Consider the following 25,625-nt stretch of genomic DNA (forward strand, 5'->3'; position numbering starts at 1 on the left):
TATATTTCATATTCTCTTTTCTTGTCTCTCCTATACTGTAGTGGTACTCTAGTAATAAGGGGGAGAAATTATGAACACACTTACAATTGAATTACCAAAAGAAACGGCTGAAAAACTTGATTTATTAAAACAAGCTTATGAAAAGAAAACAGGTGCTTCTATCTCTGAGAGCACTCTCGTTCAAACACTTATCTCAAAAGAATTTATCCAAGCGATAACTCCTTTTGATTTACAACAATTCGTCAATGGAAAAGAACAGCATTAATCGCTGTTCTTTTTTTATCTCTATTTAAAATACACAAAGTTTTTTATATATTTTTAGAAAAACCATTGACAATGATAATGATAACCATTATCATTTATTATGAAGCCAACAATTGATGAATCAACCAAACGCTCAGTAACATTGTTACCCCTCTTTTTCATATAGAAAGGCACTGTACATTCCCCCTGTTTGTACAGTGCCTTTCTTGTTTATTATCATTCAAAAAAATTTAATTGCTCCGGCTTCGGCTCACCATATGTAATGTTCATCATTTTCATAAGCTGTTTCGCATTATCTGCTGCATCCCCACCTGAATTGTTGTTAAACAGTACGTATATATCCTTTGTTTTCTTTTTTAATTGCTCTAGTCGTTCAACCCATTCTTCCAGTTCTTTATTGTTGTAGCGATATAAACAGCGAACCGCTCTCCAATTTTCCCCTTTATCAAGCCAACCATGAACATTTCGACCGTGAAAACGTATTAATGCCATGTCTGAATTCGTAACCTCTAACACGAGTGGCACAGAACCTATCCCAGCCTGTGGTTCATCACAAATTGTATGAATCCATTTCTCCTGTTCTAGAAACTGTAACGTCTTATCTCTCATTTCTGGATAAAACCATGTTTGATTTCGAAATTCTATTGCACATGGTAAACCTTCCATTTTTTCTTTCGTATATCGAAGAAAATCTACATTTTTCTTTTTGCAATCAAACCATGGTGGATATTGAAATAAAATTGTTTTTAATTTATCAGCTTCTATTAAAGGAAGAATAGACTGTTTATACACATCAAACATCTCATCGAACGTAGAAAAAGGAATTTCACCTTTCATATGTCCTGTCATTCCTTGATACGCTTTTACGACAAAAGAAAAATCTTTCGGCGTTTCCATTGCCCATTTTATATAATTTCGTGCAGGTTGCATCGCGTAAAATGAACTATCCACTTCCACAATAGGAAAATACTCGCTATATGTTCGTAATTTATTTCTATTTTCATAGGGATTTATGTATAAAGAATCATGATCTCCCCATCCTGTCACTCCAATAAACAGCACATATACCCCTCCCTTTTAACTTCATCTTCAATTCACTTTCCAAACACTTTGCATCATGTAGCCTTTTCTTTAAGAGTATCCTTATAAAAATATGATATACTATATGGAAGAATTTTTAAAATGAGGGGTTATTTATTTATGCTTCCAAACGATGCTACTGTATCTCATGAAAAACGAATTGAAGAACTAGAAAATAAAGTACGTTTTTATGAAGAACTTGTGAATCAATTACCACATCATTTCACATACAAAAATCCACATATTGGTTTACGAATAAAGAAAACTAGAACGACTCATTCCATTCAAGAAATACCAAAAGAGAATAAAGAGGCTCATTTTCAACTTACTTGTGATTCATTATTTTTATTTGAACAACTTGAAAAACACTTTGTACATATTTTTGATGCCTTTTCACATCATGTAACCTTTATCGATAGTAAAGGGAATATTACTTTATGTAATCAAGTTGCTGCAGATGATTTCGGTGTAATACGAAATGATATTATCGGAAAACCGATTCAACAATTACTAAACTTGCCGGAAGAAAAAATTAAAGCAATTGAAACATTAAAAACGGGAACAGAAATATATAATGAAGAAGTTTTAGACAAAAACTATGGCATTATAAATAACCGAATTATTCGCGATTATAACGGGGAGATTTTTAGAGTTATTAGTGTCTTTCATTATTTAAATACAGAACGTGATGCTGAGAAGTTTTCGTTAGCAGGGCGAATCGCAGCTGGAATTGCACACGAAGTACGAAATCCTCTTACAACAGTACGAGGATACTTACAATTTTTACAAGAAAGCATTTCTCCATCAAATAAAGAGTTATTTAAAAACTTGCTTATCCCTGAATTAGATCGTGCAAATAATATTATTACAAAATTTTTAGCCATTTCAAAAACACGGGAATTTACAAGAGAACCGTTTCCCATCAATACATTTTTACGTGACTATATTCAACAGTTACTAGCTAGTGAAGTCTCCTTGCATAATATTTCAATTGATTATAACTTCTCTAATGAATTAGATGATATTTTAGTCAATATTGATCGACATGAACTTGTTCAAGTGTTTTTAAATCTATTTCAAAATGCCGTCGATGCTCAAGGCGACAAACCTCTTTCTATTCAAATTACTAGTTATCGCCTTAATAACTTCGTTCGGATTACTTTCACAGATAATGGAATTGGTATTCATCCAGCTATTCAAGAATATATCTTTGATCCATTCTTCTCAACGAAGGATTCGGGAACAGGACTAGGCTTGTCAGTAACAAAAAAAATCATCCAAAATCATAACGGCACATTAAAAATGACTAGTAATGAAGATGGTACAACTTTCACTATTTCAATTCCAATCTTACCTAAAACAACCCTTGAAAAATTAAATCAATGTAAATAAAGGACTAATCCACGAACTACATGCCAATTGTTAAACACTCCCAACAATTAGCATGTAGTTTTTTATGTTGCACTTTTCTTCTTTACATTATATAAACCTTTCTCTATATCTTACTTATTTCTTTCTAGGTGGGCCAATTTCTTATTTTTTTAGAAATGGTAGTTTGTCCATCACGAATTTAGTATAAATTTCATTTTAATATATAGTAATGACTAATGATTATATGAAAGAAAAGAATGAAAAGATGAACAATAAAAATAAAGGAAAAGTATTTTATGGTAATGATTGTTGCAAATTAAGAGCATGTAGCCATATTAACATCCCTAAGTCAGAACTTACAGAAAGACTTCTTCAAGCTCTTGGTCAAGCTATTCTAGTTCAATATAGATCTGGTTGCCTAGGCGGAGGAACTACGGGGACTACTGGTGCTCAAGGGCCTCAAGGCGCTCAAGGACCTCAAGGCGCTCAAGGACCTGCGGGCGATACAACTGCGACACTATCTGTCTTCCGAATTTACTAACCACAATTTCCGAAAATATTTTGGGAGGACTAAGCACATTTATAAGTAATAGATGTGATTTTGATTGTCTATTAAATCTCTCTTTTAATAAAAAGGAGCACTTGTTTGGGAGGATAAGTGCTCCTTCTTTACGTTTCTTTACCTCAAATTTACTCTATCTTAATCCTCATTTTGTATGATAAATAATGAAGTCAAAGATATGAAAGAGGGATGAAAAATGAGAGTTATGTCACCGATACGCATTTGGATTGCTCTTATGATATGCATTATTTTATGTGTAGGATTTTTTTTAACTCTAAAATATTCCACTATTTCAAAAGCAGAGAGAAAAACAGTTCCATACACACTTTTGTATACGAAACAAAACAACATCCTTTATTCCAATTCCACAAATAATGAAAAAAAAGTTATAAAAGGAATGCTTATTACGGAAGCTCCTAGTTACGAAACTCTACTTCAAATTGCTGAAACGATTAAAGATCAATATACCAATAAAGGAATTGATGAAATCACGCTGTCTATCCATAATGAAAATAATGGTAGTTATGAAGAAGAATTACCATACGAACCGATTAGTAAAGGAACAATAATCATCACATACGATTCCCACTCCTTTGGTAGTACGAACATTACTCTTAATGAATAGTAGCATTTACCTCACAAATTATGAGCACACTTTATTTTTCACATGAAAAAGAGGCGAATAACGAAATTCGCCTCTTTTTTTACCATAATGATGGAATCCACTCTTTCACTTTATTAAACCACTCTTGCTGTTCTTTTTTCCTTTGTTGTTCTTCTTCTTGCCTTTTCTTTTCTTCTTCTTTTCTTCGCTTTTCTTCTTCAATTGTTTGCAATTGTTTTTTATAGTCCGCCTCAGATATTAACGATAATTGGAACGCTTTTTGAGCTGGGTTTGCATTTGCTTTTTTCATGATATCCCGGAACATCGTCGTTGTAATTTGACTACCACCTGGAACATAATGCTCGCTATCTGTTTTGTCATATCCTACCCAAATCGCACCTACTAAATCTGGTGTGTATCCTACAAACCACGAGTCCTTTGCCCCTACGCTCGGGCCATTTACAAGTTGAGTAGTCCCTGTCTTTCCTGCTGTATCAACATTAGTAACTTTCGCTTTTCCACCTGTTCCCTTTTCTACAACACCTTTTAATAAATACGTCATCTTTTGAGCAATTTTCTCACTCGTCACTCGTGTCTCTTTCTTATACCATTTCCCTATTATTTCCCCTTCAGCATTTTGAACTTCTCTAATTGCATGAGCCTCTACTTGAACCCCATCATTAGCAAATGTACTATATGCTTGGGCCATTACAAATGGTGATGTCCCTACATGCATCCCACCTAAAGCAATTGGATACGTACGGTCTTCTGGTACTAATGGAATACCAAATCGCTCTAAAGATTTCAATCCTTTATCTAATCCTATTTGTTCTAATAGCCACACAGCGGAAACATTATACGACTTTGCTACCGCTTCATACATTGTCACATTACCATGAAAAGCCTGATCACTATTTTTCGGTTCATATTCTTTAATATGAAATGGTTCATCCTTTAATATATCGTATACTTCATACCCTTGTTCTAAAGCGGGTACATATACAGCTAGAGGCTTTAATGTTGAACCTGGCTGTCTTTTTAATTGCGTAGCATGATTAAATTGTAAAAACTGATATGGTCCTCTACCCCCAACTAAAGCTGGAACACCGCCTGTTTTGGGATTTATAAGGACTACACCTGTTTGCATAAGTTGATCTGAGCCACTATCTTTGAAATAGCTATCATTATTCACAACATCTTCTACAGCCTGTTGTTTTTTCGGATCAAGCTCAGTATAAATACGATAACCACCTGCTAAAATTTCATTTTGTGTTAATTCGTATTTGTCCATCGCTTCTCTAACAATATAGTCTACATATTGAGAATATTTTCCCTTGTATTTATCATCCACACCACGTTTTAATACAAGACCACTCTCTTTTTCTTTATTATACTGTTCGTCAGAAATATACCCTTGCTCTTTCATTAAGCTTAATACGACATTACGTCTTTCAATTGACTTGTTAAAGTTTTTATAAGGTGAATATGCAGATGGTGCTTTAATTAAGCCTGCAATCGTTGCAGCTTCTGAAATTGTTAAATCTTTTACATCTTTATCAAAATAAGATTTTGCTGCCCTTTTTATACCCCAAGCACCTTCCCCAAAATAAATTTGATTCATATACATTTCAATAATTTCATCTTTTGTATAAGTACGTTCTATTTTTTTTGTTAAAAAGTATTCCTTTATTTTACGAGAAAATGTACGATCTTGTGTCAGAAATACATTCTTCGCAAGCTGCTGTGTAATTGTACTTCCCCCAGCTACAACTTCTCCTGCTGTAATATTTTTAAAAACCGCACTTATAATTCCACTATAATAAATACCATGATGGTTAAAAAATTCCTTATCTTCTACTGCAACAATTGCCTGAACCATAATATCAGGAATATCTTTTCTTTTAACGCCTTCTGTTTTCGAAGAAGCTAATTTAGTTGCGACCTCATTATTTGCATCATAAATTAAAGTCGGTTGTGGAACAGCTTGTTTTAGTTCAGATATGTCTTGAATGGAAATAATTATATTTACAGCAATAAATAGAGTAACGAATACACTTCCCAATACAATTAATGAATTACGAAGTTTCTTCCTCTTATTGAACCACTCAAGCATTTTTTTAAAATGAGTGTTCTTCAATTTCATTCGTTCACTTCCTTCATTTATTTACACTCTTCTTTTTAAAAGGAAGAATATACCGCCTTTTAAATTTATTATAATAACGTAGTCATTCCTATAGTGTAAAGCTTTTCTTTTACATTCATACTTTTTGCAAGAAAAGGACATTCTACAAGTAAGATATTCACTATTGGATATTAATATTATTAATAGAACAACGAGAGTTATGTTAAGTTTTTGTAAACTTTTCGATAAAATGTTTTAAAAAACGACAGTTTTTTGTTAGAATTGATTAGCCAATATATTTTACATATATTACTTTTGTGGGGGTAACAATAATGGTCTTTAAATCAAAAAAAGATAAATTTTCTGAAATGTTAATGAATGTTTCCGAAAATTTAAAAGAAGGCGCGCAGTTTTTCGTGGAGTATAAAATTAAAAATGCTAGCGATTTAAAAGAGTTTTCTATGCGCATGAAAGAGTATGAGTCAAAAGGTGACTCATTTATTCACGAAATCATTATGGAGTTAAACAAAGCGTTTATCACTCCGATTGAGCGTGAGGACATCCTACAACTTGCAATGAGTATGGATGATGTATTAGACGGATTAGATCACAGTGCTGGTCTGTTCGAAATGTATTCTATTACAGAAGCTGATGAATACATGATTAAATTCGTAGAAGCAATTAATCAATGTGCGATTGAGATTGCAAACTCTGTTGAATTAATGTCTAACAAAAAATTAGTCGACATTCGTACAAATGCGATTAAGATTAAGGATTATGAATCACAGTGTGATGATATTCGCCGTCATGCGATTAAGAACTTATTCTCTCGTGAAAAAGATCCGATTAAGATTATTCAATTTAAAGAGATTTACGAAGAGCTTGAAGAAGTAGCTGATAGCTGTCAAAGCGTTGCAAACGTATTAGAAACAATTATTATGAAGAACGCGTAAGGAGTTTGATCATGGATACACTCTTGATACTGACCGTTTTAGTAGTCATTTGCGCTTTAGCTTTTGACTTTATCAATGGATTTCACGATACAGCAAACGCTATTGCAACGGCTGTTTCAACGAAAGCTCTAAAGCCTAGACATGCCATTATTATGGCGGCTATTATGAACTTTTTGGGCGCAATGACATTTACAGGTGTAGCAAAAACGATTACAAAAGATATCGTTGATCCATTCGCCTTACAAAATGGTTCTCTTGTAATTTTAGCTGCTTTGCTTGCGGCGATAGCTTGGAACTTAATTACTTGGTACTACGGTATTCCAAGTAGTTCTTCGCATGCAATTATCGGCTCAATCGCAGGTGCAGCAATTGCGGCCGCTGGGATTAGCTCGCTAAATCTTAAAGGATTTATTAAAATTATTGAAGCTTTAATCATTTCACCGATTATCGCTTTCGTTATTGGTTATACCGTATACAGTATTTTTAAAGTAGTATTTAAAAACTTTAACTTAACAAAAACGAATAAGAACTTCCGTATATTCCAGATTTTCACTGCAGCATTACAAGCCTACACACACGGTACGAATGATGCACAAAAAGCAATGGGAATCATTACGATGGCACTTATGGCTAATAACTATCATACTTCTAGCGATATCCCGTTCTGGGTACAATTATCTTGTGCTATCGCAATGGGGCTTGGTACTTCTGTCGGCGGATGGAAAATTATTAAAACTGTCGGTGGACAAATTATGAAAATTCGTCCTGTAAATGGTGTAGCTGCCGATTTATCATCATCACTTGTTATTTTCGGTGCAACATTCATTCACTTACCGGTTAGTACGACGCACGTTATCTCTTCTTCTATTTTAGGGGTTGGTGCTTCTCACCGTGTGAAAGGGGTAAAATGGGGAACTGCAAAACGTATGTTAATTACATGGGTTATTACACTTCCTATTTCAGCTTCTTTAGCTGCTCTGTTTTACTACCTATTACATTTTGTTTTCTAATCAAAAGTCGTCTTCCTTATTTTTCTAGGAAGACGACTTTTTTGTGAACAAGCCTATTTCTCATTAAAAAGCGTGTATAATAATTGGTGGATAAGTTATTTAGAGGAGTTGGCAATTTTGGAATACATCATGTTACTTTTCATCGGACTAATCGCCGGAACAGTCGGCAGCCTAGTTGGGCTTGGAGGCGGAATTATTATTGTTCCGTTATTAATTGGATTACACAGTTTATCACCACAACTTGCAGTAGGGACTTCCATGGTAACAGTCGTTTTCACAGGACTATCTTCCACCCTTACTTACATGAAGCATAAGCGAGTAGATTATAAAAGTGGACTTATTTTATTTATCGGAAGCGGCCCTGGTGGTATTATCGGATCATGGGCAAATAAATTTTTAAACCAAGACACATTTTCTTTATACTTTGGGATTTTCCTTATATTCGTCTCAATTCTACTTATGCTTCGAGACAAATTAAAACCTCTTTCCCTCTCAAATACGTCTGTAATTAAGCGTTCTTTTACAGATAATGATGGAAATACTGTACACTACCAATTCCCACCGTTTCTTGCTATCTTTATCGCCTTTATAGTTGGGTTTATATCTGGATTATTTGGAATTGGTGGCGGTGCCTTACTTGTTCCAGCAATGATGCTTCTTTTTGCATTCCCAGCACATATTGCAGTAGCAACTTCAATGTTCATCGTATTTCTATCAGCAATTGTAAGTTCTGCAACTCACATCTCACTTGGAAATGTCAGCTGGATTTATGCATTAATCCTGATTCCGGGTGCATGGATTGGCGGAAAAATCGGGGCTTACATTAATACAAAACTAAGTGGCAACGCCGTAATTAATTTATTACGTATTACGTTGATTATTCTTGGAACTAGATTAATCATTATTTCCCTTTTATAACGTATTCTTTTTAGAATGCGTTTTTCTTATACACATGAATATAAAAATCCTCCGAGGAGAACAAATAAAATTAAACAAACACATAATAACATATAATTTGAAATATGTACTTTCTTCAAGTTGACCACTCCTATAACTGCGACTGTTATCTTTATGATAGCGAAAAAATAGTTCACTTGCAGTTACAGAGTGCTAACAATGCAAAATCAATTATTACAAATTTTATCCTTATATTTCATTTCTTTGTATATTCTATCGATTTAATAAAAAAAGATGTCATATTGACATCTTTTTTAATGAAGAAGTGACCACCCCATGAAGTCTTCATGTACTTGGCACGCCCTCTTATCGTTTCGATCATATAATTCAGCATAGCTATCTGTTTCTTCATCATAAGCCATCGTATAAATAATTTGGCCGTCTACTTCAACGGATAAAACGACTCCACCTTTCATCTCTTCTACATGAATGATAGCATTCGCCGGAATTCTCATATCCGTCATTCTCATCGCATCTAACAATATACTAAACCCCCTACAGCGTATTCATTGCTAGTACTATTACACACTAAATAGTATACTACTGTAATAGCATACATTTCGTCAATGAAATTGCTGTTGAAATAGCATATTGTCTATATACATATACGCTAAAATAGAAGAAATAGAAACATATTAATGGGGGGCTAACATTGATTCTACACAAAGGAGATGTACTATTCCGTCAAGGCGAGGACGGTCCTTTATACTTTATAAAAACAGGCTTATTAAAAGTAGTTCGGCTAGAAGAAGACGGAACACCATTTTTATTCAACATTATCGTTCCAGGTGAAACGATACCTCATCATTCTTTAATTTCACCGAAAGAATATCACGGTACAGCTATCGCTTTAATAAAAACAGAAGTGGAACCGATTACTAGTAGTGAATGGTACGAGAGACTTCAAGCAAATCCCGAATCGTATGCTAACATCGCTATGCAATTGCAATCTAAATTAAGAATGATGCAACAACGAATTGATCAATTGACAACCGTCTCTCCGAAAGAACGTCTTCATCGTTTACAAGAATGGTTCACCCTATATTTAGGTGACATTCCTATATATGAAATATTAACACAAACCGAAATTGGTCAACTGATAGGTATACGTCGTGAAACAGTAAACCGTTTATTACGAGAACAAATAAAAAACGAGGTAAAATAAATACCTCGTTTTTTTGCTTATTGTAAGCTTGTTGCTGGGCCGAAAAATTCATAATGAATATGCTCTTGTTTCACACCTAAATCAGTTAGTGCAGCATTTATATGCTTCATAAATGCTACTGGACCACAGAAATAAAACTCTGCTTCAGTTGTCGGAATAATAGTTTTTAACCATTCACTTTCAATGAAACCTTCTTTATCAAAGTTCTTCATTTCTAAATCTTTTTCAGTCGGTGCAGAATAACAAGTATATGCTTTAACTTGTTCATATTCATTTTCTACTGCCTTAACGTCTTCTTTCATTGCATGTGTATTACTATTTATTGCTGCATGAACAAAATATACATTACGTTTTGAATCTTGCTCAATTAACGTATTTAACATACTCATCATCGGTGTAATCCCTACTCCACCACTAATTAGTACAACTGGTAATGTTGAATCCATATTTAACACGAAATCTCCCGCTGGTGCACTTACTGGTAAAACATCTCCTTCTTTTACATGTTCATGTAAGTAATTAGACACTTTACCGTCTGGTGTATCTACACCTTTTTCTTTTTTTACACTAATACGATAATATTCTTTCCCAGGAGCATCGGATAAACTATATTGACGATTATGTGTATATGTCTCACCTTCAATATTGATTTGAACCGTTACATATTGACCTGGGATGAATGAAGAAACTTTCCCTCCATCTTCAGGTTTCAAATAAAATGACGTAATAACATCGCTTTCCTTCACTTTTTTAACAATCACAAAGTTGCGGAAGTCTTTCCATCCACCTTCTTTATGTGCAGCTTCTTCATACATCTCTGCTTCAATGCTAATGAATGCATCAGCAATGACACCATATGCTTCTCCCCATGCATTTAAAACTTCATCAGGTGCACCTGCGACCTCTTTAATGGCACGTAGTAAACATGTACCTACAATCGGGTAATGCTCTGCTTTAATACCTAAACTTCTATGCTTATGACCAATTTGTTTTACAACTGGAATAATAGCTTCTAAATTATCAATGTACGTTGCAGCTGCATAAACAGCATTCGCTAACGCTTGTTGTTGTCTTCCCTTTTTCTGATTTGTATGGTTGAAAATATTCAATAACTCCGGATGTTCCGAAAATAAAATTTCGTAAAATCTCGTTGTAATTTCAACGCCTTTTTCTTGTAATAATGGTACTGTTGACTTTACGATTTCAATTGTTTTTGCACTTAACATTGTATCCCACTCCTCTATTTCCTTAACTGTTTTTAGTTTAACTGAATCTTATAATGCAGATTGTGATTTTAATCACTATTAACACGGTGTTTTTGTGAATAATATATGAACATTGTATTTACAAAAGAAAATAAGCTAACTAGAATTCTAGCTAGCTTATTATTTTGTTTGTATAGCTTGTTCAATTACTTTTATATCTTTCCCATCGCCAAACTCCGTATATCCCCAGATATTCGTTTCACCTCTATATTTATTTACGATAATATCCAAGTCATGATATACACGGTGGGCATACACTACATACTCAATATTTTGAAGTTCCACACCTTTTTTTACAATTTCATAGCTTCTATTTACATCGCGTTTTATTTTTTCATTCTTTATTTCCATGTGTATATTTTTTAAAGATTGTTCTTGCTGTTGAAACCATTGCTTAAATTGATTCCAATCCCCGTCTGTATAATTCTCTGCTTTACCGTAATTTAAGAAATTATTATAGCTTTCATGTGTCATTCGAATAAAATTTAGCACTTTTGTCTCTTCTTGCACATCTTCTATTTGAGCTATTGTATTTACCTCAGCAGGCTTATTCGCATAATGTAACAGCACTTTCATAAGACTATAGCTTGCAATGATCATCACGATAATAATCCCGAATACACTTAACAATTTCTTCATATACAGAACTCCTTCTCTACTAAAAATATTACAATGTATGACTATACTTGTAACTTTCTCTCGTAGAAATATAATTCCTGTATAAATTCTTCCTATCATTTCGACAATATTTTTCTATACATTTCTCGTTGGCAAATGTTCTTGTAAAACAATATATCCTTCATAAGCTGTGTAACCGAGTATAGCCATTAATCCGATATAACAAGCAAATACTGTCCATTTCGTTTTCGCATCCACTTTATAATAGTTTTCTTGTTGTTCCTTTTCTGTTTTCCATTCATTTAATTTTCTTTCTGACGCTTCAAATGCTTCCCTTATGTGAATTGTATACTCATCTTTTTCATCTTCATATGGAACATAATCTAACGGTTCGAACTTCGGTAAAAGATACTCTAACACTTCCATTTTTTGAAGTTCACCTATTTGTAACTCTTTTTCCCGTTCTCTTTGTCTTAATGCATTCATCTCATGATGCATCACGTATATAGTCCGATGTACAGCACCCGTTTCTTTTAATTCCTCTTCAAGCCTAGTAACATATTCTTTCATCCCATCAATTTTATGCCCTAATTCCTTAATCGGCTCATCTCTCTTTATTACTCTATATAACTCCATACAACCGATAATAACAATAAATCCTCCCAAAATACTTTTAAAGTAAATTGAATAGCCAAGTAATAAAATAAGGCCTGCTCCCCAAATTTTAGTACTGACAACTGAAATAATTCGCCCACCATCTAGCGGCGAAACGGGAATTAAATTAAAGAAATTAATCATACTTCCAAGCAAAATAACAAGCGCCCAAAATGGCTCTTTCGTCATTATATAAAGCGGTATCGCTGGTAAAAATGACAGAAGTCCGAAAAACGGACCCATATAGGCAATGTAAGCTTCATCTTTCGCATTTTTCGGCATCTCTTTCATTCCAATAAGGGCCCCCATAAATGGAATAAAGATTGCTGGCGATGTTGGGATCCCCTTTCTTGTCGCAGCCCATAAATGGCCCATTTCATGAACAAACAACAAATAAATGAGCGCCACTCCAAATTTCCAACCATATAGAACTGCGTATGCGCCAAGCGATAGAAACATACTAAATACCGTTGAAAACTTTGCTAATTTAAAAATTGCAAATACCCACTTTAACTTAGACAGTAAAAATAGACCTATCGCAACAATAATTCCCCATAATCCTTTTTTATTATTTTTCATATTCCTCTCCTTTATCTCTCATTAATGAATCATATCATTCATCAAAGCTTGTTCTTTTCTCTATTATGACATATTTTTTTCTATTGTTAGAAATAATGTTTATATAATCCATTTTCAGCCAAAAATATAAATAAAAGGAGGTGTACACAAATGAATTTACAATCTCTTATAATAGGTGCTCTATCGTTTTTAGCTTCAACTCTTATTTTTTATACCGTTAGTTACGTATTATTATTAGATTTGTTGCCCAATCACGTATTTATTGCCCTTGTCATCCTTTCCGCTCTTATGATTTCTTTTCTTATTACACGAAAATCAATGAATGAGCCATCTACAAAAGCAAAGTAATAGAGAGGGGTGCTTTCCCCTCTCTATTATCATTTCCTAGGAAAGGTCATATAGATTTGACGAGTTTACATTCATTCCAATCCGTAAGGGCTAATTAAAGTCTCACTTTATCTTTGAAAATTCATTTTTTCACCATAATCTTTAACAATCTGAATTATATTTTGAAACACACCTATTTTTTCTTTTTCACTGTTTAATATTTTCAAATCATAATTTTCGTAATATGTTTCTAATGATTTTAATTGTGATTCTGAAGCGCTTTTTATCGGAACAGTAGCATGTAATTCATATTGCTTATACCCTTCCTTTACTTTTTCACCTAAAATCATTTCACTCTCTTTTGCTCCAATTAATTTTTGAACTTTTTCTGGAAAATTGAGTTGCAAATAATATTCTTGCTCCTTCACTAACTTATTGTATAGTGATTGTGAAATCGTATACCGTACCGTATAATTCACGTTTTGATCGCCTGTTTTAATATGAAACGCGGTAATCTGCAAATCTTTTTTTGTTACTTCCGTTAAAGGGCTTACCTGCATCTCATCTTCTTTTTGTTCTGAGACATTTGGAAATATATCCAAAAGCTTTTCCGTATCTTTTTCATTCAACATATACATAGCTTTCTTATATTGCACCCATCCTCGTCTATCTTCTCCCCTTAACCATGCATAATAAGTTTCTTTTTTCCCATCTCTACTAATTTGTATTTCATATTCAGGTTCACCGAAGCTTCCTGTTATTTCTTGTTTCTCAGCTTTATTCAAAATGTCTATTACTAACTTCGCTTCTGATTCCTGCAACTTTTTCTCTTTATGTTTTTTTTGTATAACGGTTACCCCTATTGTTTCTTTCACTTCATTCACCGTCTCTTCTACTTTTTTTGTTTCTTTTTTCGGCTCAACTTGACCACAAGCTGCTAGTAACATAACAAACAACAACACCAATACATATTTCCCTTTCAAATTAATCCTCCTCTTACGATAAGAAATCCTTATAATCTTCATACACAAAACAAAAACGTGACATCCTATTAAATACGCTATACTAATCATTGAAAGGAGGTCTTTATCATGTCCATTAATTTTCATGATGAAAATAATAAGTACACATATGCAACAAGAAACGCTCATATTTCTTGGGCTGAAATGGTAAAAAACATTACAGAAATACAAAACAAGCAAATAATTGATATCGGCTGTGGTGGTGGGATTTATACGAAAGAACTCGCTCTTATGGGAGCCAAAAATGTTGTGGGACTTGATTTTTCAAAAGAAATATTACAAGCTGCAAAAGAAAATTGTAACAACTTTTCAAACATTTCATTCATCCACGGTGATGCACATAATATCCCATACCCTAATGAAACATTCGACATAGTTATTTCGCGTGCAGTTATTCATCATTTACAAGACATTCCTACATTTTTACGTGAAGCTTCTCGTATATTAAATAAAAACGGTTTACTTATTTTACAAGATCGAACAATTGAAGATTGTACAATTCCAGGAAGTCCCGAACACATTCGCGGATATTTTTTCTCTCTATTTCCAAAACTTATTGAAATAGAGTCAAAAAGACGTCCAAAAACCAACACTATACAGACAGAATTACAAAAACATTCTCTTCATGTACTTCCCGCACAAACACAATGGGAAATACGAAAAATACATGATTCTGTAGAAGCATTATTGCAAGATTTATCTCCTCGAACAGGTCGATCTATTCTATATGAGTTAACAGATGATGAACTTTCTCAACTTCTACAACATATACAGACCGCATTACAAAACGTCTCTCCTATTATTGAAAGAGATCGATGGACAATTTGGAGCGCCATGAAGTTGTAAGGAAGGAAGCCTCACAAAATAATGTGAGGCTTCCTTTCTTTCATAATCTAATTTTGCAACACTCTTGATATCCTCCACTTCTGGCCTGTGCACTTCCACACTTCGGACATACTAAATATCTAGACTGATTTGTCAACAAACTACCTTTTTGAAAGAGTAAAACTTCTGCTTGTTTAAACGAACGCGAATAATATAACCACATAAAACCAATTATAGCAATAATGCCAAATAATACTCCCATCGCAAGCATTTCAGTCACCTCTTTTGGTTTGTTCTTTCCAGCAAGTGGATTGTTGTATTATTCTCTATAAATTCAAACAATCCCTTCTTCACTCCTATAAATATCAATTTTCTCTATAAAATTTACAATTCTCCGCAAATTTTCACTACCATTTTACAATTCATCATTTCCTTTACAACAACGAATATCACTTTCGATATTTCCGTATATAAATATATCTTTCAAAAAACATATTGACTTTCTAAAAAAAACATGCAACAATACTGTCAGAATACTTGAATAAAAATTCATTGACGAGAACGAGTACGTTATAGAACTGTTCCCCAGAGAGTTGGCGATTTGCTGAAAGCCAACGTTCAGCGCGTAACCGAAAATCATCTCCGAGAAGTAGAACCGAATGTTACAGTAAGTTCTTACCGGCCGTCCCCCGTTACAAGGAACACGTATCATGTTGTACGTTGCAAAGCCGTATACATATAGATTTATTTCTACATGTGTAAATTAGGGTGGTATCGCGGGTAAATATAACTCGTCCCTTTCTTTAGGGACGAGTTTTTTGTGTTCTTACAAATGAATAAAAAAGGAGGAAAAACAATGAACACTGTATCAAAAAAACATATTTTTTTCACGGGTCTTATGCTATTTTCTTTATTTTTTGGGGCAGGTAATTTAATTTTCCCTCCCATGCTTGGCCAAAATGCAGGTGAAAACTTTTGGCCAGCAATGATTGGATTTTTACTAACAGGAGTTGGCTTACCACTACTAACTGTTATCGCAATTTCTCTATCTGGAAATGGAATGCAGCAACTTGCAAGTCATGTTCATCCATTATTCGGAATTTTCTTTACAGTAATTGTATACATTGCTATCGGTCCATCTATGGGCATCCCACGTGTTGCAAATGTCGCTTATGAAATGGGGGTTAGTTCTTTCTTACCAGAAACAATTCGCTCTAGCAGCCTAGTGCTATTTGTATATACAATCATCTTCTTTACTATCGTATTTTGGCTGAGTTTGAATCCATCTAAACTTGTTGATCGTATTGGAAATGTATTAACACCTATTTTATTACTCTCTATTTTCTTATTGTTTGTTAAAAGTGTATTTACACCACTTGGGCAATCAGGACCAGCAATGCAAGAGTATCAAACTTCTCCAATCTTCAAAGGCTTTATGGAAGGCTACTTAACAATGGACACTATTTCAGCACTTGCATTCGGAATTATCGTTGTAAATGCAATTCGCTCTAAAGGTGTGAATGATCGTAAGTCCATTGCCATCGCCACAGCAAAAGCAGGGCTTATTGCCGCTACAGGGCTCGTACTTGTATACGGTGCACTCGGCTGGCTTGGGGCAACTAGCGTCTCGCTCGGATATGCAAAAAATGGCGGACAGCTACTTACTGTTATCGTACAACAATTATTCGGTCCATACGGTTTGCTCCTATTATCTCTTATCGTTACACTCGCTTGTTTAACGACATGCGTTGGACTCGTATCTGCGTGCAGCCAATATTTTTCAACATTATTGACTACATTTTCATACAAAACGTTCGCGAGTATCATTTGCGCATTAGGATTACTAGTTGCCAACTTAGGTTTAACGAAAATTATCGCAATCTCTGTTCCAATTCTACTTGTTGTGTATCCAATTGCGATTGTACTCGTACTACTATCATTACTTCATAAATACTTCGGTGGATATCGCTCTGTTTATGTAGGTGCTTTAATTGGAGCAGCTGTAGTGAGCGTATTTGATGGATTAAAACAAGGTGGTATTTCAGTTTCATTTATCACACCATATTTTGAATTTATCCCTTTATATAATGAAGGAATCGGCTGGCTAATACCAGCATTAGTAGGAGCTCTTATTGGTCTTGCAATGGCTAAGTTAAGCGGTACGAAAAAAGTTCCATTAGTAACCGAATCTCACGAAGTAAAAGCCTCCTAAAAAAAACTCCCAAAAGGGAGTTTTTTTACATTTGATACGCAGTATGATTAAAACTGCTTATTTTATAAGCCTTCGTATAATATTCAATATTCGTATCAACTGTTTCTACCTTGACAACATCATAGTGCTCTTCTTGCTTTACTAAAAATAAATAGTATTCCTCTGTAGCCTCAATAATCGCAATTTTATCTGTTTCAACATTATATTGTTCACAAAGCGCTTGTAATGCGTTCACATAATCCCCTAATTTTTTAGACTTATCCATTCCGAATATAGTTTGAACTAACATATACATTCTCCCCTTTATATGTACTGTTAACACCTCAATGATAACGCTTACATTATTTATCGTCAATAAAAACATTCAATAGTTTTAACGCCAAATCTATATTGTATCGAGCCAATAATCAGCGAGGAATTCCCCGCCAATTAAAGTTTCACTTTATCACTTCGTTAATTGATGCCTAAATGCATAAATAACCGCCTGAGTACGGTCACTTACATTCAATTTATTTAATATATTACTCACATGTGTCTTTACCGTTTTCAGTGCAATAAATAACTCGTCCGCAATCTCTTGATTACTTTTTCCTTCTGCGATTAATAACAAAATCTCAAACTCTCTTTCCGTTAAATCATCATGCAAAGGTTGCTCTTTCTTTTGACGCATACGGGACATCATTTTCCCGGTAACTTTCGGCTCTAATACTGTTTCTCCATCATAAGTAGCTCGTACAGCATCAGCAATATCACTTGCTCTTGATGTTTTTAATAAGTAACTGGTCGCCCCAGCCTCAATAACAGGATACAATTTTTCGTCATCTAAAAAGCTTGTTACAACTACAATTTTTGCTTCTGGCCATTCTTGAATAATAGCACGTGTTGCTTCGACACCATCCATCTCATCCATAACAAGGTCCATTAAAATAATATCCGGCCTTAATTGCAATGCTAATTCTGATCCTTTTCTTCCATTCTCAGCTTCCCCTACTACTTCAATATCTGGCTGTGTCGATAAATATGCCGATACACCCATACGAACCATTTCATGATCATCGACAAGCAATACTTTTATCATACTTCTCCCCCTCTCTCAATCATAATCGGTACTTTTACTTCTATTTGTGTACCTTTGGCCGGGAAACTAAGTACCTTAAGTGTCCCACCAATTTCATGAACACGCTCTTGCATCGATCTTAGGCCATATGAACCAGCCTTATTAACCCCTACTTCAAACCCAACGCCGTCATCAATGATTTTTAAAATCGCATATTGATCAATTTTTCGAAGGCGCACTTCTGTTTTCTTTGCCTTCGCGTGTCGCAACGTGTTTGATAGCGCTTCTTGCACAATACGGAATAAATGATCTTCTACACCTTTTTTTAATTCTATTGGCTCAATAAGCCATTCAATTTTCATATGTTGTTTTCGCGATAATTCCGTTAATAATTCCTCTATACCTTCTGTCAGTTTCTTACCTTCCAATTGTACAGGACGTAAATGAAGGAGCAATGCTCTCATTTCTGATTGAGCATTTACAACCATATTTTCAACAAGTTGCAATTGTTTTTTTGTCACATCTGGAAATTCAGTTATTTGTTCATTAATCGCTGACATCATCATCGACATTGCGAAAAGCTGCTGACTTACTGAATCATGCAACTCCCTTGCTAAACGATGCCTTTCTTGAGAAATCGCTTCTTGTCTCATCTCTTCATTCCAATGAGCTCGTTCATTCGTTACTTTTTGAAAGAGTCCAGCTTGCTCCTCTAATCGACGAGCCAGAACGATTACTTTTCGTTCCACTTCATGAAATTCATCATCTGCAGTAAACGAAACATCGCTCGGAAAATTCCCTCGCTCTACTTCAAATAGAAAAGTATTTAATCCTTGTATACGCTGCTCTATATAATAACCGATTGCATATCCTACAATTCCCCCGATAAGTAAACTTGTAGTCATAATAAACAAGCCAATTGGAACAGAAGCGATGGATTCCTTCCATAATAAATCATACACTTGTTGCTCGCTTTTCCATACATATACAATTGTACAAATGAGTGCGATACTAACAGAGGACAACATAGAATAACGAATATACATCCACGAAATATTTTTTTGTTTCTTCATTATACTTTCCTCACTTCCGTATCGCCTACGACAAGCGAAGAAATAATTTTAATACGTCGAGGAGCCTCTTTATACTGCTCTGTTCTAAATGTAACATTGCGGTTAAACCCTGTCTCTTCATGACCTGGCAAGAGCACACGTCCGACAATAACAGAATGATTTAAAGAAAGTTCAATATCATACGGCACATATAAACGAATATTACCAACGACACCCCGAATAACAATTACCGTTTCCCCTTCTGGAATCATAGCAGTTGTTAAATCTATTTCCACATCACAAGCACCATATTGAACATTAATATCCTCAAGTTCATAAATATGATCCATCATTCGCACATTGCCTACAAACATATTTTTCAAATATGTTTCTGTACGATATATTTGCTTCTCTTCGTCTATAATCCCTTTTTCTTTAATTTCAACCTTCATTGCTTTTTGCTGATGCCCTTGTTGAATCAATTGATAACCAATTAAAGCTAAACAAGCAAATACGACAAGAACAAATGCTGCTGATGAAAATAAGAAAAATAAAAATACGATACCACCAACAAATAAAAATACATTTCCCCGTACATAACGATTCTTTTTACGATAATGCCTTCCAAACATAAGCATAATAAATGCAAAAATGAGACCACCTGGTTCAAAATGTCCAAGTATCATATCAAGAAAAAGACCGAATCCAAATATGATGAGGAGCATCCCCATTAATTGTGTCTTTGAAAAATGTTTCTTCATTTCAGCTCCCCCCTTCTTGTCACATATACATAGAAGAAAAGGCATTGCTTTCCAACACCTTTTCTCCTATCACTATATCATAAGCCTGTTTTATAATATACTACTATTATCTTGTTAACTCTTTCGTTAACGATACATCATTCTTTTCTTTCATTTCACGCTCAAGTTTTGCAATTTTCATATCAAATGTATCACGCTCATGCTCTTCATTCATACGAGTTTCTAAGTCACGAATGTGATCTTCAATTTCTTCAAATCGTAAGAACGGATTATTTTCATCCATTTTATGCATCGCAGTATTCATACGACGATTTGCATGTGCCATATTTTCACGTGCCATTAGTTCCATACGCTTTGCGTGCATTTCTTTTAATTTATTTTTCATTTCAGAAAGACGACGCTCTAACTCATCAATTTGCTCTACAACACCTGCATACATTTCTTCTAATCGAGTTACTTGACCTTCATAATAAGCTACCTCTTCTAACGCACGTTCGTGCAATTGCAATTCGCCTGCTTCTTGAGCAATGATAGCTTGCTTTGATCTTTTATTAACGAAATAACGTGCTTGCTCAAGCTCACGAGCAAAGTTAGATTTTAATGTTTTATGACGCTCAATTAACTTCTCAATTTTTGTTATTTCACGCTCACTATCACGTAAATATTGGTTTAACATCGCAATTGGATTTTTTCTTTCCTTCTCATCTAACACGTTATGAAAATCAGCTAAAATTGCATCGCGTACACGTCCGAATAAAGATTGTTTCATTATAAATCTTCCTCTCTTCTACTTTTTTTATAATTTGATTTATTGTTTTAGTTTTTCATTAATTTGTTCCACTCATCTTCAAAGTTGCTATATGGTTTAGAACTTTCTGGAGCAGATTCAACAACTACATCTTTTTCTTTTTTCCACTCACGGTATCCGTAGTATAAAACCACTAAAGCAGCGATACCGATTAATGCTGGCGAATGAGAAAGTGCAATGGATAAACCGATTAAACCAACAATCCCCCAAGCTAACTTTCCAAAAAATGATTTAGCTCGCACAAATGATTTATAGCTCCAATATACAACTCCTGCTCCGATTGCAAATCCTACAATACCAGCAAGACTACCAAGAGCAATTAAAGCCAAAATACCGGCTGCGATAAACGCTAGAAATTGTTTCATCTTGTGCTTGCCTCCCTTCGATTTGATACTCTTATCTTAACTATTTTTTCATCTTTCCATAACGAGCTTAAGAACCGTTTTTAACTCAGACTTAAGACCGAGTCATATTCAGCCCTTTACGCAAAAAAACGTGCAGAGTCTATCCTCTGCACGTTTTTTAATTACTAACATTCATATTAAATTAAGCTGTTTTATGATACTCTTTTTTCTCAGCTACTTTCGAAAACCTTGGAAACCCAATTAAAATAGAAGCAATCCCACATACTCCAACTAAGATTGGATAAAATGCATATGGCAACAATTCAACCGGAGATAACGCTGCAAATCCTGCTGCCGTTAACATTTGGGCACCGTACGGAATTAATCCTTGCACACAACATGAGAAAAGATCTAATACACTCGCTGATTTACGAGGGTCTATTTCATATTGATCTGCAATATTTTTTGCAAGCGGGCCTGTAAAGATAATTGAAATCGTATTATTCGCTGTACACATATTCGTCATACTCACTAAACCAGCAATACCAAATTCCGCTCCTTTTTTCGAACGAATATTACGTGTTAATATATTCATTAAATATTGAATACCACCATTATATTGGATTAATTCAACCATACCGCCAATTAATATAGCAAGTAATACTAACTCCATCATACCGCCCATTCCAGTCGTTACACTTTTAAAGAAACTTTCTAACGTGTAACTTCCATCTATAAGACCGATAACACCAGATAGTACAGTTCCACCAGTTAATACAATAAGTACATTCCAGCCAAGTAGCGCTGTAATCAGTACTCCTGCGTACGGTAAAATCTTTATCCAATCAAAGCTATGTGCTTTAATCTGCGTGTCACTCCCTGAAGTAACTATTACTAATAGTACAATTGTAATAATAGCTGCTGGTAACACAATTAAAAAGTTCGTTTTAAACTTATCTTTCATTTCTGTTCCTTGTGAACGAACAGCTGCGATTGTTGTATCTGAAATAAATGATAAATTATCACCAAACATCGCTCCGCCAACAACAGTAGCTATTGCAAGCGCAATTGAGATATCAGTTTGACCACTAATACCTACAGCAATCGGCGCTAATGCTGCAATTGTTCCCATTGAAGTTCCCATCGCTAATGAAATAAATGCACCAATAACAAAGATTCCAGCTACGATAAATCCTGGCGGTAAAATAGTTAACGCTAAATTAACAGTTGAGTCTACTCCACCCATTCCTTTAGCAGTTTCAGAAAATGCACCTGCAAGCACAAAAATTAATACCATAATCATAATATCCGGATTTCCTGCACCTTTAGCGAACCGCTCTACTTTCACATTAAAACTTTCTTTACGATTCATCACTAAAGCGACTCCTACAGCAATTGAAATCGCTACAAGTATCGGCAATTTATAGAAATCACCTGTAATAATCCCAGAACCAATAAATAGCGCCAAAAATATCCCAAGTGGTAATAAAGCTAAACCATTTCCTCTCGTTTCTTTCAAAGTACCATCTCTCCCTAGTTTCAACCTTTTTCTAATGAATAACAAAAGACCTCTTCCGATGAGAAGAGGTCTTATACATCTATAAGAAACGCTCTTCTCATCTTTCAAGCACACGCTTGCTGGATTTGGCACAGCACTCTGAAATCGAGTCCGCTGCCGAGGCATCGTAGGGCCAGTCCCTCCGCCTCTCTTTATAAGAAGGTTTCATATTTATTTTTTAATAATAATTTCTTCCCTAACTTTACTCGCTTACAAAACAAAAGTCAATTATTTTTTGTATAGATTTTTTTGGTAATTATACAAAAATTTGAATACAACAATCATTTTAACTTTTCTATTTCTTCTTTTAATATTGAAATCCAATAAAATTCACTATTTTTTATTGTTGCTAATATCCATTTCGTAGTGTACCAAGCTAACTCATACTCTTCCTTCGTGACATCGCCACTTTTATAAGCATCCTCTAGCTCCTCTTCATCTAATACATACACCTTACCGCTAGGTAATAATACTACATCTAAATATAAATCATCAAAATAAGGTAAACCACGATCGTCTATTTTATATTCTTTCGCCACATCGATATAATATTGCACTAATTTTTTCTGATCATCTAACATAGCGGTAATCGCAAAGTTTTTCCCGTCTATGAAATATTGAATCCACGTATACTGATCCGCTGCAATACAAAGTTCTTCACCATCATATTCTTTACAACTAGGCTCTCTCACCTTTTTTATATCCAGTATTCCGAGCATTCCCTCTTCCACTTGCTTAACCGTATAACTCTTTTCTATTAGTCTCTTCCACGAAGAACCGTCACCATATTTACGTTTCATTATGTCTGCTCCTCTTCTATATACAGAAAAGCTCCCACATATTATGTGAGAGCTTGTTCATATTATAATTAAGCCGCTTGACCCTTTTCAGAAATCTCTTTTAAATAAGCTTGTCCTTTTTCAGCGTCATATTGACCTTCCCACTTAGACATAACTACAGCTGCTAAAGAGTTTCCTACAACGTTAACTGCTGTACGAGCCATATCTAAAATACGGTCAATACCAGCAATGAACGCTAAGCCTTCAGGTGGAATACCTACTGTACCAAGTGTCGCTAATAATACAACGAATGATACGCCCGGTACACCTGCGATACCTTTTGATGTAACCATTAATACAAGCAATAATGTAATTTGTTGTGTAATAGATAAATCAATACCGTACATTTGCGCTAAGAAAATAGCCGCAATTGCTTGATATAAAGTTGATCCATCTAAGTTAAATGAATAACCTGTCGGAATAACGAAAGATGTAATTGCTTTCGGACAACCGAATTTCTCCATTTTCTCCATGATTTTTGGTAAAACTGTTTCTGAGCTTGCTGTAGAATACGCTAAGATCAGCTCGTCTTTTAAAATCTTAAAGAATTGGAAAATGTTGATTCCAAATATTTTCGCTGTAAGTCCTAAGACAACTACGACGAAGAAGATCATTGCCCCATATACGACAATTAGTAATTTCCCTAATGGAATTAATGAAGCAAGACCAAATGTAGAAACTGTAACACCAATTAGTGCAAACACACCAAATGGTGCAAATTTCATAACTTGGTTTGTTACGTAAAACATTGCGTCAGCTACACCTTGGAAAAATTGAAGAACTGGTCTTCCTCTTTCACCAATTGCTGCTACACCTAAACCAAATAGTACAGAGAAGAAGATAATAGCAAGCATATCTCCGTCAGCTAACGACTTCATAATGTTCGTTGGAACAATATTTACAAATGTATCTGCAAATGAATGACTTTGTACTTGCTCTGTCGTATGTGTATATTTCGAAATATCTGTCTTTGTTAACTGCTCCATATTTACGCCTTTTCCTGGTTGGAAAATATTCGCTATTAATAGACCAACAATAATTGCAATTGTTGTAATAATTTCAAAGTAAAGAATTGTTTTTCCGCCTAGTCGACCTAGTTTTTTAACATCGCCAACACCAGCAACCCCAACAACAATACTTGCTACAACAATCGGTACAACGATCATTTTAATTAATCGGATGAAAATATCACCAATTGGTTGTAAGTACTTCACAACAGCTGGATTATCAAAGAAAATCGCCCCAACCGCAATACCAAGCGCAAGTCCTATTAATATTTGCCATGCAAGTCCTATTCTTTTCATATTTGTTGTAACCCCCTCTTCGATGTGTCACTCTATCTCTCATTCTATCTCTATAAAACTAAGAAATTAAGAGTATTACATATTATTCGACAATTCACTACATTTTGTCCCTGTTAAAAATCATAAATCAAAAATTTAAATCTGACAACAAAATAACTTTGCCTGAACACAAATAATTTTCTTGACAAAAAGCAGACACATGTCAGAAAACCTCACATGAGAACGATTCCTCACTAGTGTTTTATTAGCTTTCCAAGTAATATTTCACCTCATAAAAACGATTACTTTCCTTCTTTATTTTACAGAAAAATC

28 protein-coding genes, 1 riboswitch and 1 other annotated feature are annotated in these 25,625 nt (G+C 34.5%); of the genes, 11 read left to right on the top strand and 17 right to left on the bottom strand.

Annotated elements, in window-relative coordinates; all coding sequences use genetic code 11:
* Positions 1–70 precede the first annotated feature (70 nt).
* On the top strand, positions 71–265 hold the full coding sequence (locus tag AU379_RS16385) for a DUF3924 domain-containing protein (RefSeq protein WP_001094860.1): 195 nt from the start codon (positions 71–73) through the stop codon (positions 263–265).
* A gap of 215 nt (positions 266–480) precedes the next feature.
* On the opposite strand, the gene AU379_RS16390 is transcribed toward AU379_RS16385, so the two are convergent.
* The gene (locus tag AU379_RS16390; protein WP_000897354.1) at positions 481–1,326 is read right to left on the bottom strand and encodes a DUF72 domain-containing protein; all 846 of its coding nucleotides are present in this window, start codon (positions 1,324–1,326) and stop codon (positions 481–483) included.
* A gap of 138 nt (positions 1,327–1,464) precedes the next feature.
* Between AU379_RS16390 and AU379_RS16395 the strand changes: the two genes are divergently transcribed.
* From AU379_RS16395 to AU379_RS16405, 3 genes are all read left to right on the top strand, one after another.
* Positions 1,465–2,736, top strand: coding sequence for an ATP-binding protein (locus tag AU379_RS16395; protein ID WP_000937241.1), 1,272 nt, complete (start codon positions 1,465–1,467; stop codon positions 2,734–2,736).
* Between the two features lie 223 nt (positions 2,737–2,959).
* Positions 2,960–3,256 (top strand): hypothetical protein, encoded by a 297-nt coding sequence (locus AU379_RS16400; RefSeq protein WP_002098656.1) that lies wholly within the window; start codon positions 2,960–2,962, stop codon positions 3,254–3,256.
* Positions 3,257–3,473: 217 nt separating this feature from the next.
* A complete protein-coding gene (locus AU379_RS16405) occupies positions 3,474–3,902 on the top strand; it encodes a hypothetical protein (RefSeq protein WP_050964634.1) in 429 nt (142 codons plus the stop codon).
* A gap of 79 nt (positions 3,903–3,981) precedes the next feature.
* On the opposite strand, the gene AU379_RS16410 is transcribed toward AU379_RS16405, so the two are convergent.
* Positions 3,982–6,024 carry a PBP1A family penicillin-binding protein gene (locus tag AU379_RS16410; protein ID WP_000769234.1) on the bottom strand — a complete coding sequence of 681 codons (2,043 nt, stop codon included), beginning with the start codon at positions 6,022–6,024 and terminating at the stop codon, positions 3,982–3,984.
* 311 nt (positions 6,025–6,335) lie between these two features.
* Between AU379_RS16410 and AU379_RS16415 the strand changes: the two genes are divergently transcribed.
* The 3 genes from AU379_RS16415 (at position 6,336) to AU379_RS16425 (ending at position 8,884) form a co-directional block, all read left to right on the top strand.
* Complete coding sequence (locus tag AU379_RS16415) at positions 6,336–6,956, top strand: DUF47 domain-containing protein (protein ID WP_000231449.1); 621 nt, start codon at positions 6,336–6,338, stop codon at positions 6,954–6,956.
* 11 nt (positions 6,957–6,967) lie between these two features.
* Positions 6,968–7,966, top strand: a complete 999-nt coding sequence (locus AU379_RS16420; protein WP_000380273.1) for an inorganic phosphate transporter — start codon at positions 6,968–6,970, stop codon at positions 7,964–7,966.
* 117 nt (positions 7,967–8,083) lie between these two features.
* Positions 8,084–8,884 (top strand): sulfite exporter TauE/SafE family protein, encoded by an 801-nt coding sequence (locus AU379_RS16425; RefSeq protein WP_000455762.1) that lies wholly within the window; start codon positions 8,084–8,086, stop codon positions 8,882–8,884.
* Positions 8,885–9,177: 293 nt separating this feature from the next.
* On the opposite strand, the gene AU379_RS16430 is transcribed toward AU379_RS16425, so the two are convergent.
* The gene (locus AU379_RS16430; RefSeq protein WP_000883009.1) at positions 9,178–9,405 is read right to left on the bottom strand and encodes a hypothetical protein; all 228 of its coding nucleotides are present in this window, start codon (positions 9,403–9,405) and stop codon (positions 9,178–9,180) included.
* 170 nt (positions 9,406–9,575) lie between these two features.
* On the opposite strand from AU379_RS16430, the gene AU379_RS16435 reads away from it, so the two are divergent.
* Positions 9,576–10,088: a Crp/Fnr family transcriptional regulator gene (locus AU379_RS16435; protein ID WP_000600585.1), complete on the top strand. Its 513-nt coding sequence runs from the start codon at positions 9,576–9,578 to the stop codon at positions 10,086–10,088.
* Between the two features lie 17 nt (positions 10,089–10,105).
* Here the strand turns inward: AU379_RS16435 and hmpA are convergent, their stop codons facing one another.
* The 3 genes from hmpA to AU379_RS16450 form a co-directional block, all read right to left on the bottom strand.
* Positions 10,106–11,314, bottom strand: coding sequence for an NO-inducible flavohemoprotein (gene hmpA, locus AU379_RS16440; RefSeq protein ID WP_000947320.1), 1,209 nt, complete (start codon positions 11,312–11,314; stop codon positions 10,106–10,108).
* A gap of 159 nt (positions 11,315–11,473) precedes the next feature.
* Positions 11,474–11,992, bottom strand: a complete 519-nt coding sequence (locus AU379_RS16445; RefSeq protein ID WP_000735525.1) for a hypothetical protein — start codon at positions 11,990–11,992, stop codon at positions 11,474–11,476.
* 114 nt (positions 11,993–12,106) lie between these two features.
* Complete coding sequence (locus tag AU379_RS16450) at positions 12,107–13,204, bottom strand: site-2 protease family protein (protein ID WP_061139492.1); 1,098 nt, start codon at positions 13,202–13,204, stop codon at positions 12,107–12,109.
* A 150-nt stretch (positions 13,205–13,354) separates the two neighbouring features.
* On the opposite strand from AU379_RS16450, the gene AU379_RS16455 reads away from it, so the two are divergent.
* Positions 13,355–13,552: a hypothetical protein gene (locus AU379_RS16455; RefSeq protein WP_001053357.1), complete on the top strand. Its 198-nt coding sequence runs from the start codon at positions 13,355–13,357 to the stop codon at positions 13,550–13,552.
* Between the two features lie 107 nt (positions 13,553–13,659).
* Here AU379_RS16455 and AU379_RS16460 read toward each other — a convergent pair whose 3' ends face one another.
* Complete coding sequence (locus AU379_RS16460; RefSeq protein WP_000677063.1) at positions 13,660–14,514, bottom strand: hypothetical protein; 855 nt, start codon at positions 14,512–14,514, stop codon at positions 13,660–13,662.
* A 108-nt stretch (positions 14,515–14,622) separates the two neighbouring features.
* Between AU379_RS16460 and AU379_RS16465 the strand changes: the two genes are divergently transcribed.
* Entirely contained in the window at positions 14,623–15,399 is a 777-nt protein-coding gene (locus AU379_RS16465) for a class I SAM-dependent methyltransferase (protein WP_000026279.1), read from the top strand.
* 40 nt (positions 15,400–15,439) lie between these two features.
* On the opposite strand, the gene AU379_RS16470 is transcribed toward AU379_RS16465, so the two are convergent.
* Positions 15,440–15,649 carry a hypothetical protein gene (locus tag AU379_RS16470; RefSeq protein WP_000880630.1) on the bottom strand — a complete coding sequence of 70 codons (210 nt, stop codon included), beginning with the start codon at positions 15,647–15,649 and terminating at the stop codon, positions 15,440–15,442.
* A gap of 272 nt (positions 15,650–15,921) precedes the next feature.
* Positions 15,922–16,180 (top strand) — a binding site (T-box leader).
* A gap of 54 nt (positions 16,181–16,234) precedes the next feature.
* On the opposite strand from AU379_RS16470, the gene brnQ reads away from it, so the two are divergent.
* The gene (gene brnQ / locus AU379_RS16475; RefSeq protein WP_001099143.1) at positions 16,235–17,590 is read left to right on the top strand and encodes a branched-chain amino acid transport system II carrier protein; all 1,356 of its coding nucleotides are present in this window, start codon (positions 16,235–16,237) and stop codon (positions 17,588–17,590) included.
* Between the two features lie 25 nt (positions 17,591–17,615).
* Here brnQ and AU379_RS16480 read toward each other — a convergent pair whose 3' ends face one another.
* The 9 genes from AU379_RS16480 to gltP all read right to left on the bottom strand — a co-directional run bounded on the left by AU379_RS16480 (position 17,616) and on the right by gltP (position 25,313).
* Positions 17,616–17,954, bottom strand: a complete 339-nt coding sequence (locus AU379_RS16480; RefSeq protein ID WP_002061028.1) for a DUF3922 domain-containing protein — start codon at positions 17,952–17,954, stop codon at positions 17,616–17,618.
* Positions 17,955–18,035: 81 nt separating this feature from the next.
* Positions 18,036–18,668 (bottom strand): response regulator transcription factor, encoded by a 633-nt coding sequence (locus tag AU379_RS16485; protein ID WP_000598707.1) that lies wholly within the window; start codon positions 18,666–18,668, stop codon positions 18,036–18,038.
* Positions 18,665–19,720 carry a sensor histidine kinase gene (locus AU379_RS16490; RefSeq protein WP_000744326.1) on the bottom strand — a complete coding sequence of 352 codons (1,056 nt, stop codon included), beginning with the start codon at positions 19,718–19,720 and terminating at the stop codon, positions 18,665–18,667. Before AU379_RS16490 ends, AU379_RS16485 begins: the two co-directional genes overlap by 4 nt.
* A complete protein-coding gene (liaF, locus tag AU379_RS16495) occupies positions 19,720–20,460 on the bottom strand; it encodes a cell wall-active antibiotics response protein LiaF (protein WP_000716095.1) in 741 nt (246 codons plus the stop codon). The genes AU379_RS16490 and liaF overlap by 1 nt, the downstream gene beginning before the upstream one ends.
* A gap of 106 nt (positions 20,461–20,566) precedes the next feature.
* On the bottom strand, positions 20,567–21,229 hold the full coding sequence (locus AU379_RS16500; RefSeq protein ID WP_061139493.1) for a PspA/IM30 family protein: 663 nt from the start codon (positions 21,227–21,229) through the stop codon (positions 20,567–20,569).
* 47 nt (positions 21,230–21,276) lie between these two features.
* A complete protein-coding gene (locus AU379_RS16505; protein WP_000808640.1) occupies positions 21,277–21,633 on the bottom strand; it encodes a hypothetical protein in 357 nt (118 codons plus the stop codon).
* A 181-nt stretch (positions 21,634–21,814) separates the two neighbouring features.
* Positions 21,815–23,131 (bottom strand): Na+/H+ antiporter NhaC family protein, encoded by a 1,317-nt coding sequence (locus AU379_RS16510; protein WP_061139494.1) that lies wholly within the window; start codon positions 23,129–23,131, stop codon positions 21,815–21,817.
* A gap of 94 nt (positions 23,132–23,225) precedes the next feature.
* Positions 23,226–23,331: riboswitch (SAM riboswitch) on the bottom strand.
* Between the two features lie 120 nt (positions 23,332–23,451).
* Positions 23,452–23,970 carry a DUF402 domain-containing protein gene (locus AU379_RS16515; RefSeq protein WP_000824662.1) on the bottom strand — a complete coding sequence of 173 codons (519 nt, stop codon included), beginning with the start codon at positions 23,968–23,970 and terminating at the stop codon, positions 23,452–23,454.
* Between the two features lie 68 nt (positions 23,971–24,038).
* A complete protein-coding gene (gene gltP / locus AU379_RS16520; protein ID WP_000821130.1) occupies positions 24,039–25,313 on the bottom strand; it encodes a glutamate/aspartate:proton symporter GltP in 1,275 nt (424 codons plus the stop codon).
* Between the last annotated feature and the right edge of the window lie 312 nt (positions 25,314–25,625).

This window comes from Bacillus sp. JH7 (assembly GCF_001563515.1).
GTDB classification, from domain to species: Bacteria; Bacillota; Bacilli; order Bacillales; family Bacillaceae_G; genus Bacillus_A; species Bacillus_A cereus.

What these genes read in the sequence shown, in the direction of transcription:
- AU379_RS16385 (WP_001094860.1), top strand. Translation starts at nt 71, where the DNA reads ATGAACACACTTACAATTGAATTACCAAAAGAAACGGCTGAAAAACTT.
- AU379_RS16395 (WP_000937241.1), top strand. Translation starts at nt 1,465, where the DNA reads ATGCTTCCAAACGATGCTACTGTATCTCATGAAAAACGAATTGAAGAA.
- AU379_RS16400 (WP_002098656.1), top strand. Translation starts at nt 2,960, where the DNA reads ATGAAAGAAAAGAATGAAAAGATGAACAATAAAAATAAAGGAAAAGTA.
- AU379_RS16405 (WP_050964634.1), top strand. Translation starts at nt 3,474, where the DNA reads ATGAGAGTTATGTCACCGATACGCATTTGGATTGCTCTTATGATATGC.
- AU379_RS16410 (WP_000769234.1), bottom strand. Translation starts at nt 6,024, where the DNA reads ATGAAATTGAAGAACACTCATTTTAAAAAAATGCTTGAGTGGTTCAAT.
- AU379_RS16415 (WP_000231449.1), top strand. Translation starts at nt 6,336, where the DNA reads ATGGTCTTTAAATCAAAAAAAGATAAATTTTCTGAAATGTTAATGAAT.
- AU379_RS16420 (WP_000380273.1), top strand. Translation starts at nt 6,968, where the DNA reads ATGGATACACTCTTGATACTGACCGTTTTAGTAGTCATTTGCGCTTTA.
- hmpA (WP_000947320.1), bottom strand. Translation starts at nt 11,314, where the DNA reads ATGTTAAGTGCAAAAACAATTGAAATCGTAAAGTCAACAGTACCATTA.
- AU379_RS16445 (WP_000735525.1), bottom strand. Translation starts at nt 11,992, where the DNA reads ATGAAGAAATTGTTAAGTGTATTCGGGATTATTATCGTGATGATCATT.
- AU379_RS16450 (WP_061139492.1), bottom strand. Translation starts at nt 13,204, where the DNA reads ATGAAAAATAATAAAAAAGGATTATGGGGAATTATTGTTGCGATAGGT.
- AU379_RS16455 (WP_001053357.1), top strand. Translation starts at nt 13,355, where the DNA reads ATGAATTTACAATCTCTTATAATAGGTGCTCTATCGTTTTTAGCTTCA.
- AU379_RS16465 (WP_000026279.1), top strand. Translation starts at nt 14,623, where the DNA reads ATGTCCATTAATTTTCATGATGAAAATAATAAGTACACATATGCAACA.
- AU379_RS16470 (WP_000880630.1), bottom strand. Translation starts at nt 15,649, where the DNA reads ATGCTTGCGATGGGAGTATTATTTGGCATTATTGCTATAATTGGTTTT.
- brnQ (WP_001099143.1), top strand. Translation starts at nt 16,235, where the DNA reads ATGAACACTGTATCAAAAAAACATATTTTTTTCACGGGTCTTATGCTA.
- AU379_RS16480 (WP_002061028.1), bottom strand. Translation starts at nt 17,954, where the DNA reads ATGTTTTTATTGACGATAAATAATGTAAGCGTTATCATTGAGGTGTTA.
- AU379_RS16485 (WP_000598707.1), bottom strand. Translation starts at nt 18,668, where the DNA reads ATGATAAAAGTATTGCTTGTCGATGATCATGAAATGGTTCGTATGGGT.
- AU379_RS16490 (WP_000744326.1), bottom strand. Translation starts at nt 19,720, where the DNA reads ATGAAGAAACAAAAAAATATTTCGTGGATGTATATTCGTTATTCTATG.
- liaF (WP_000716095.1), bottom strand. Translation starts at nt 20,460, where the DNA reads ATGAAGAAACATTTTTCAAAGACACAATTAATGGGGATGCTCCTCATC.
- AU379_RS16500 (WP_061139493.1), bottom strand. Translation starts at nt 21,229, where the DNA reads ATGAAACAATCTTTATTCGGACGTGTACGCGATGCAATTTTAGCTGAT.
- AU379_RS16505 (WP_000808640.1), bottom strand. Translation starts at nt 21,633, where the DNA reads ATGAAACAATTTCTAGCGTTTATCGCAGCCGGTATTTTGGCTTTAATT.
- AU379_RS16515 (WP_000824662.1), bottom strand. Translation starts at nt 23,970, where the DNA reads ATGAAACGTAAATATGGTGACGGTTCTTCGTGGAAGAGACTAATAGAA.
- gltP (WP_000821130.1), bottom strand. Translation starts at nt 25,313, where the DNA reads ATGAAAAGAATAGGACTTGCATGGCAAATATTAATAGGACTTGCGCTT.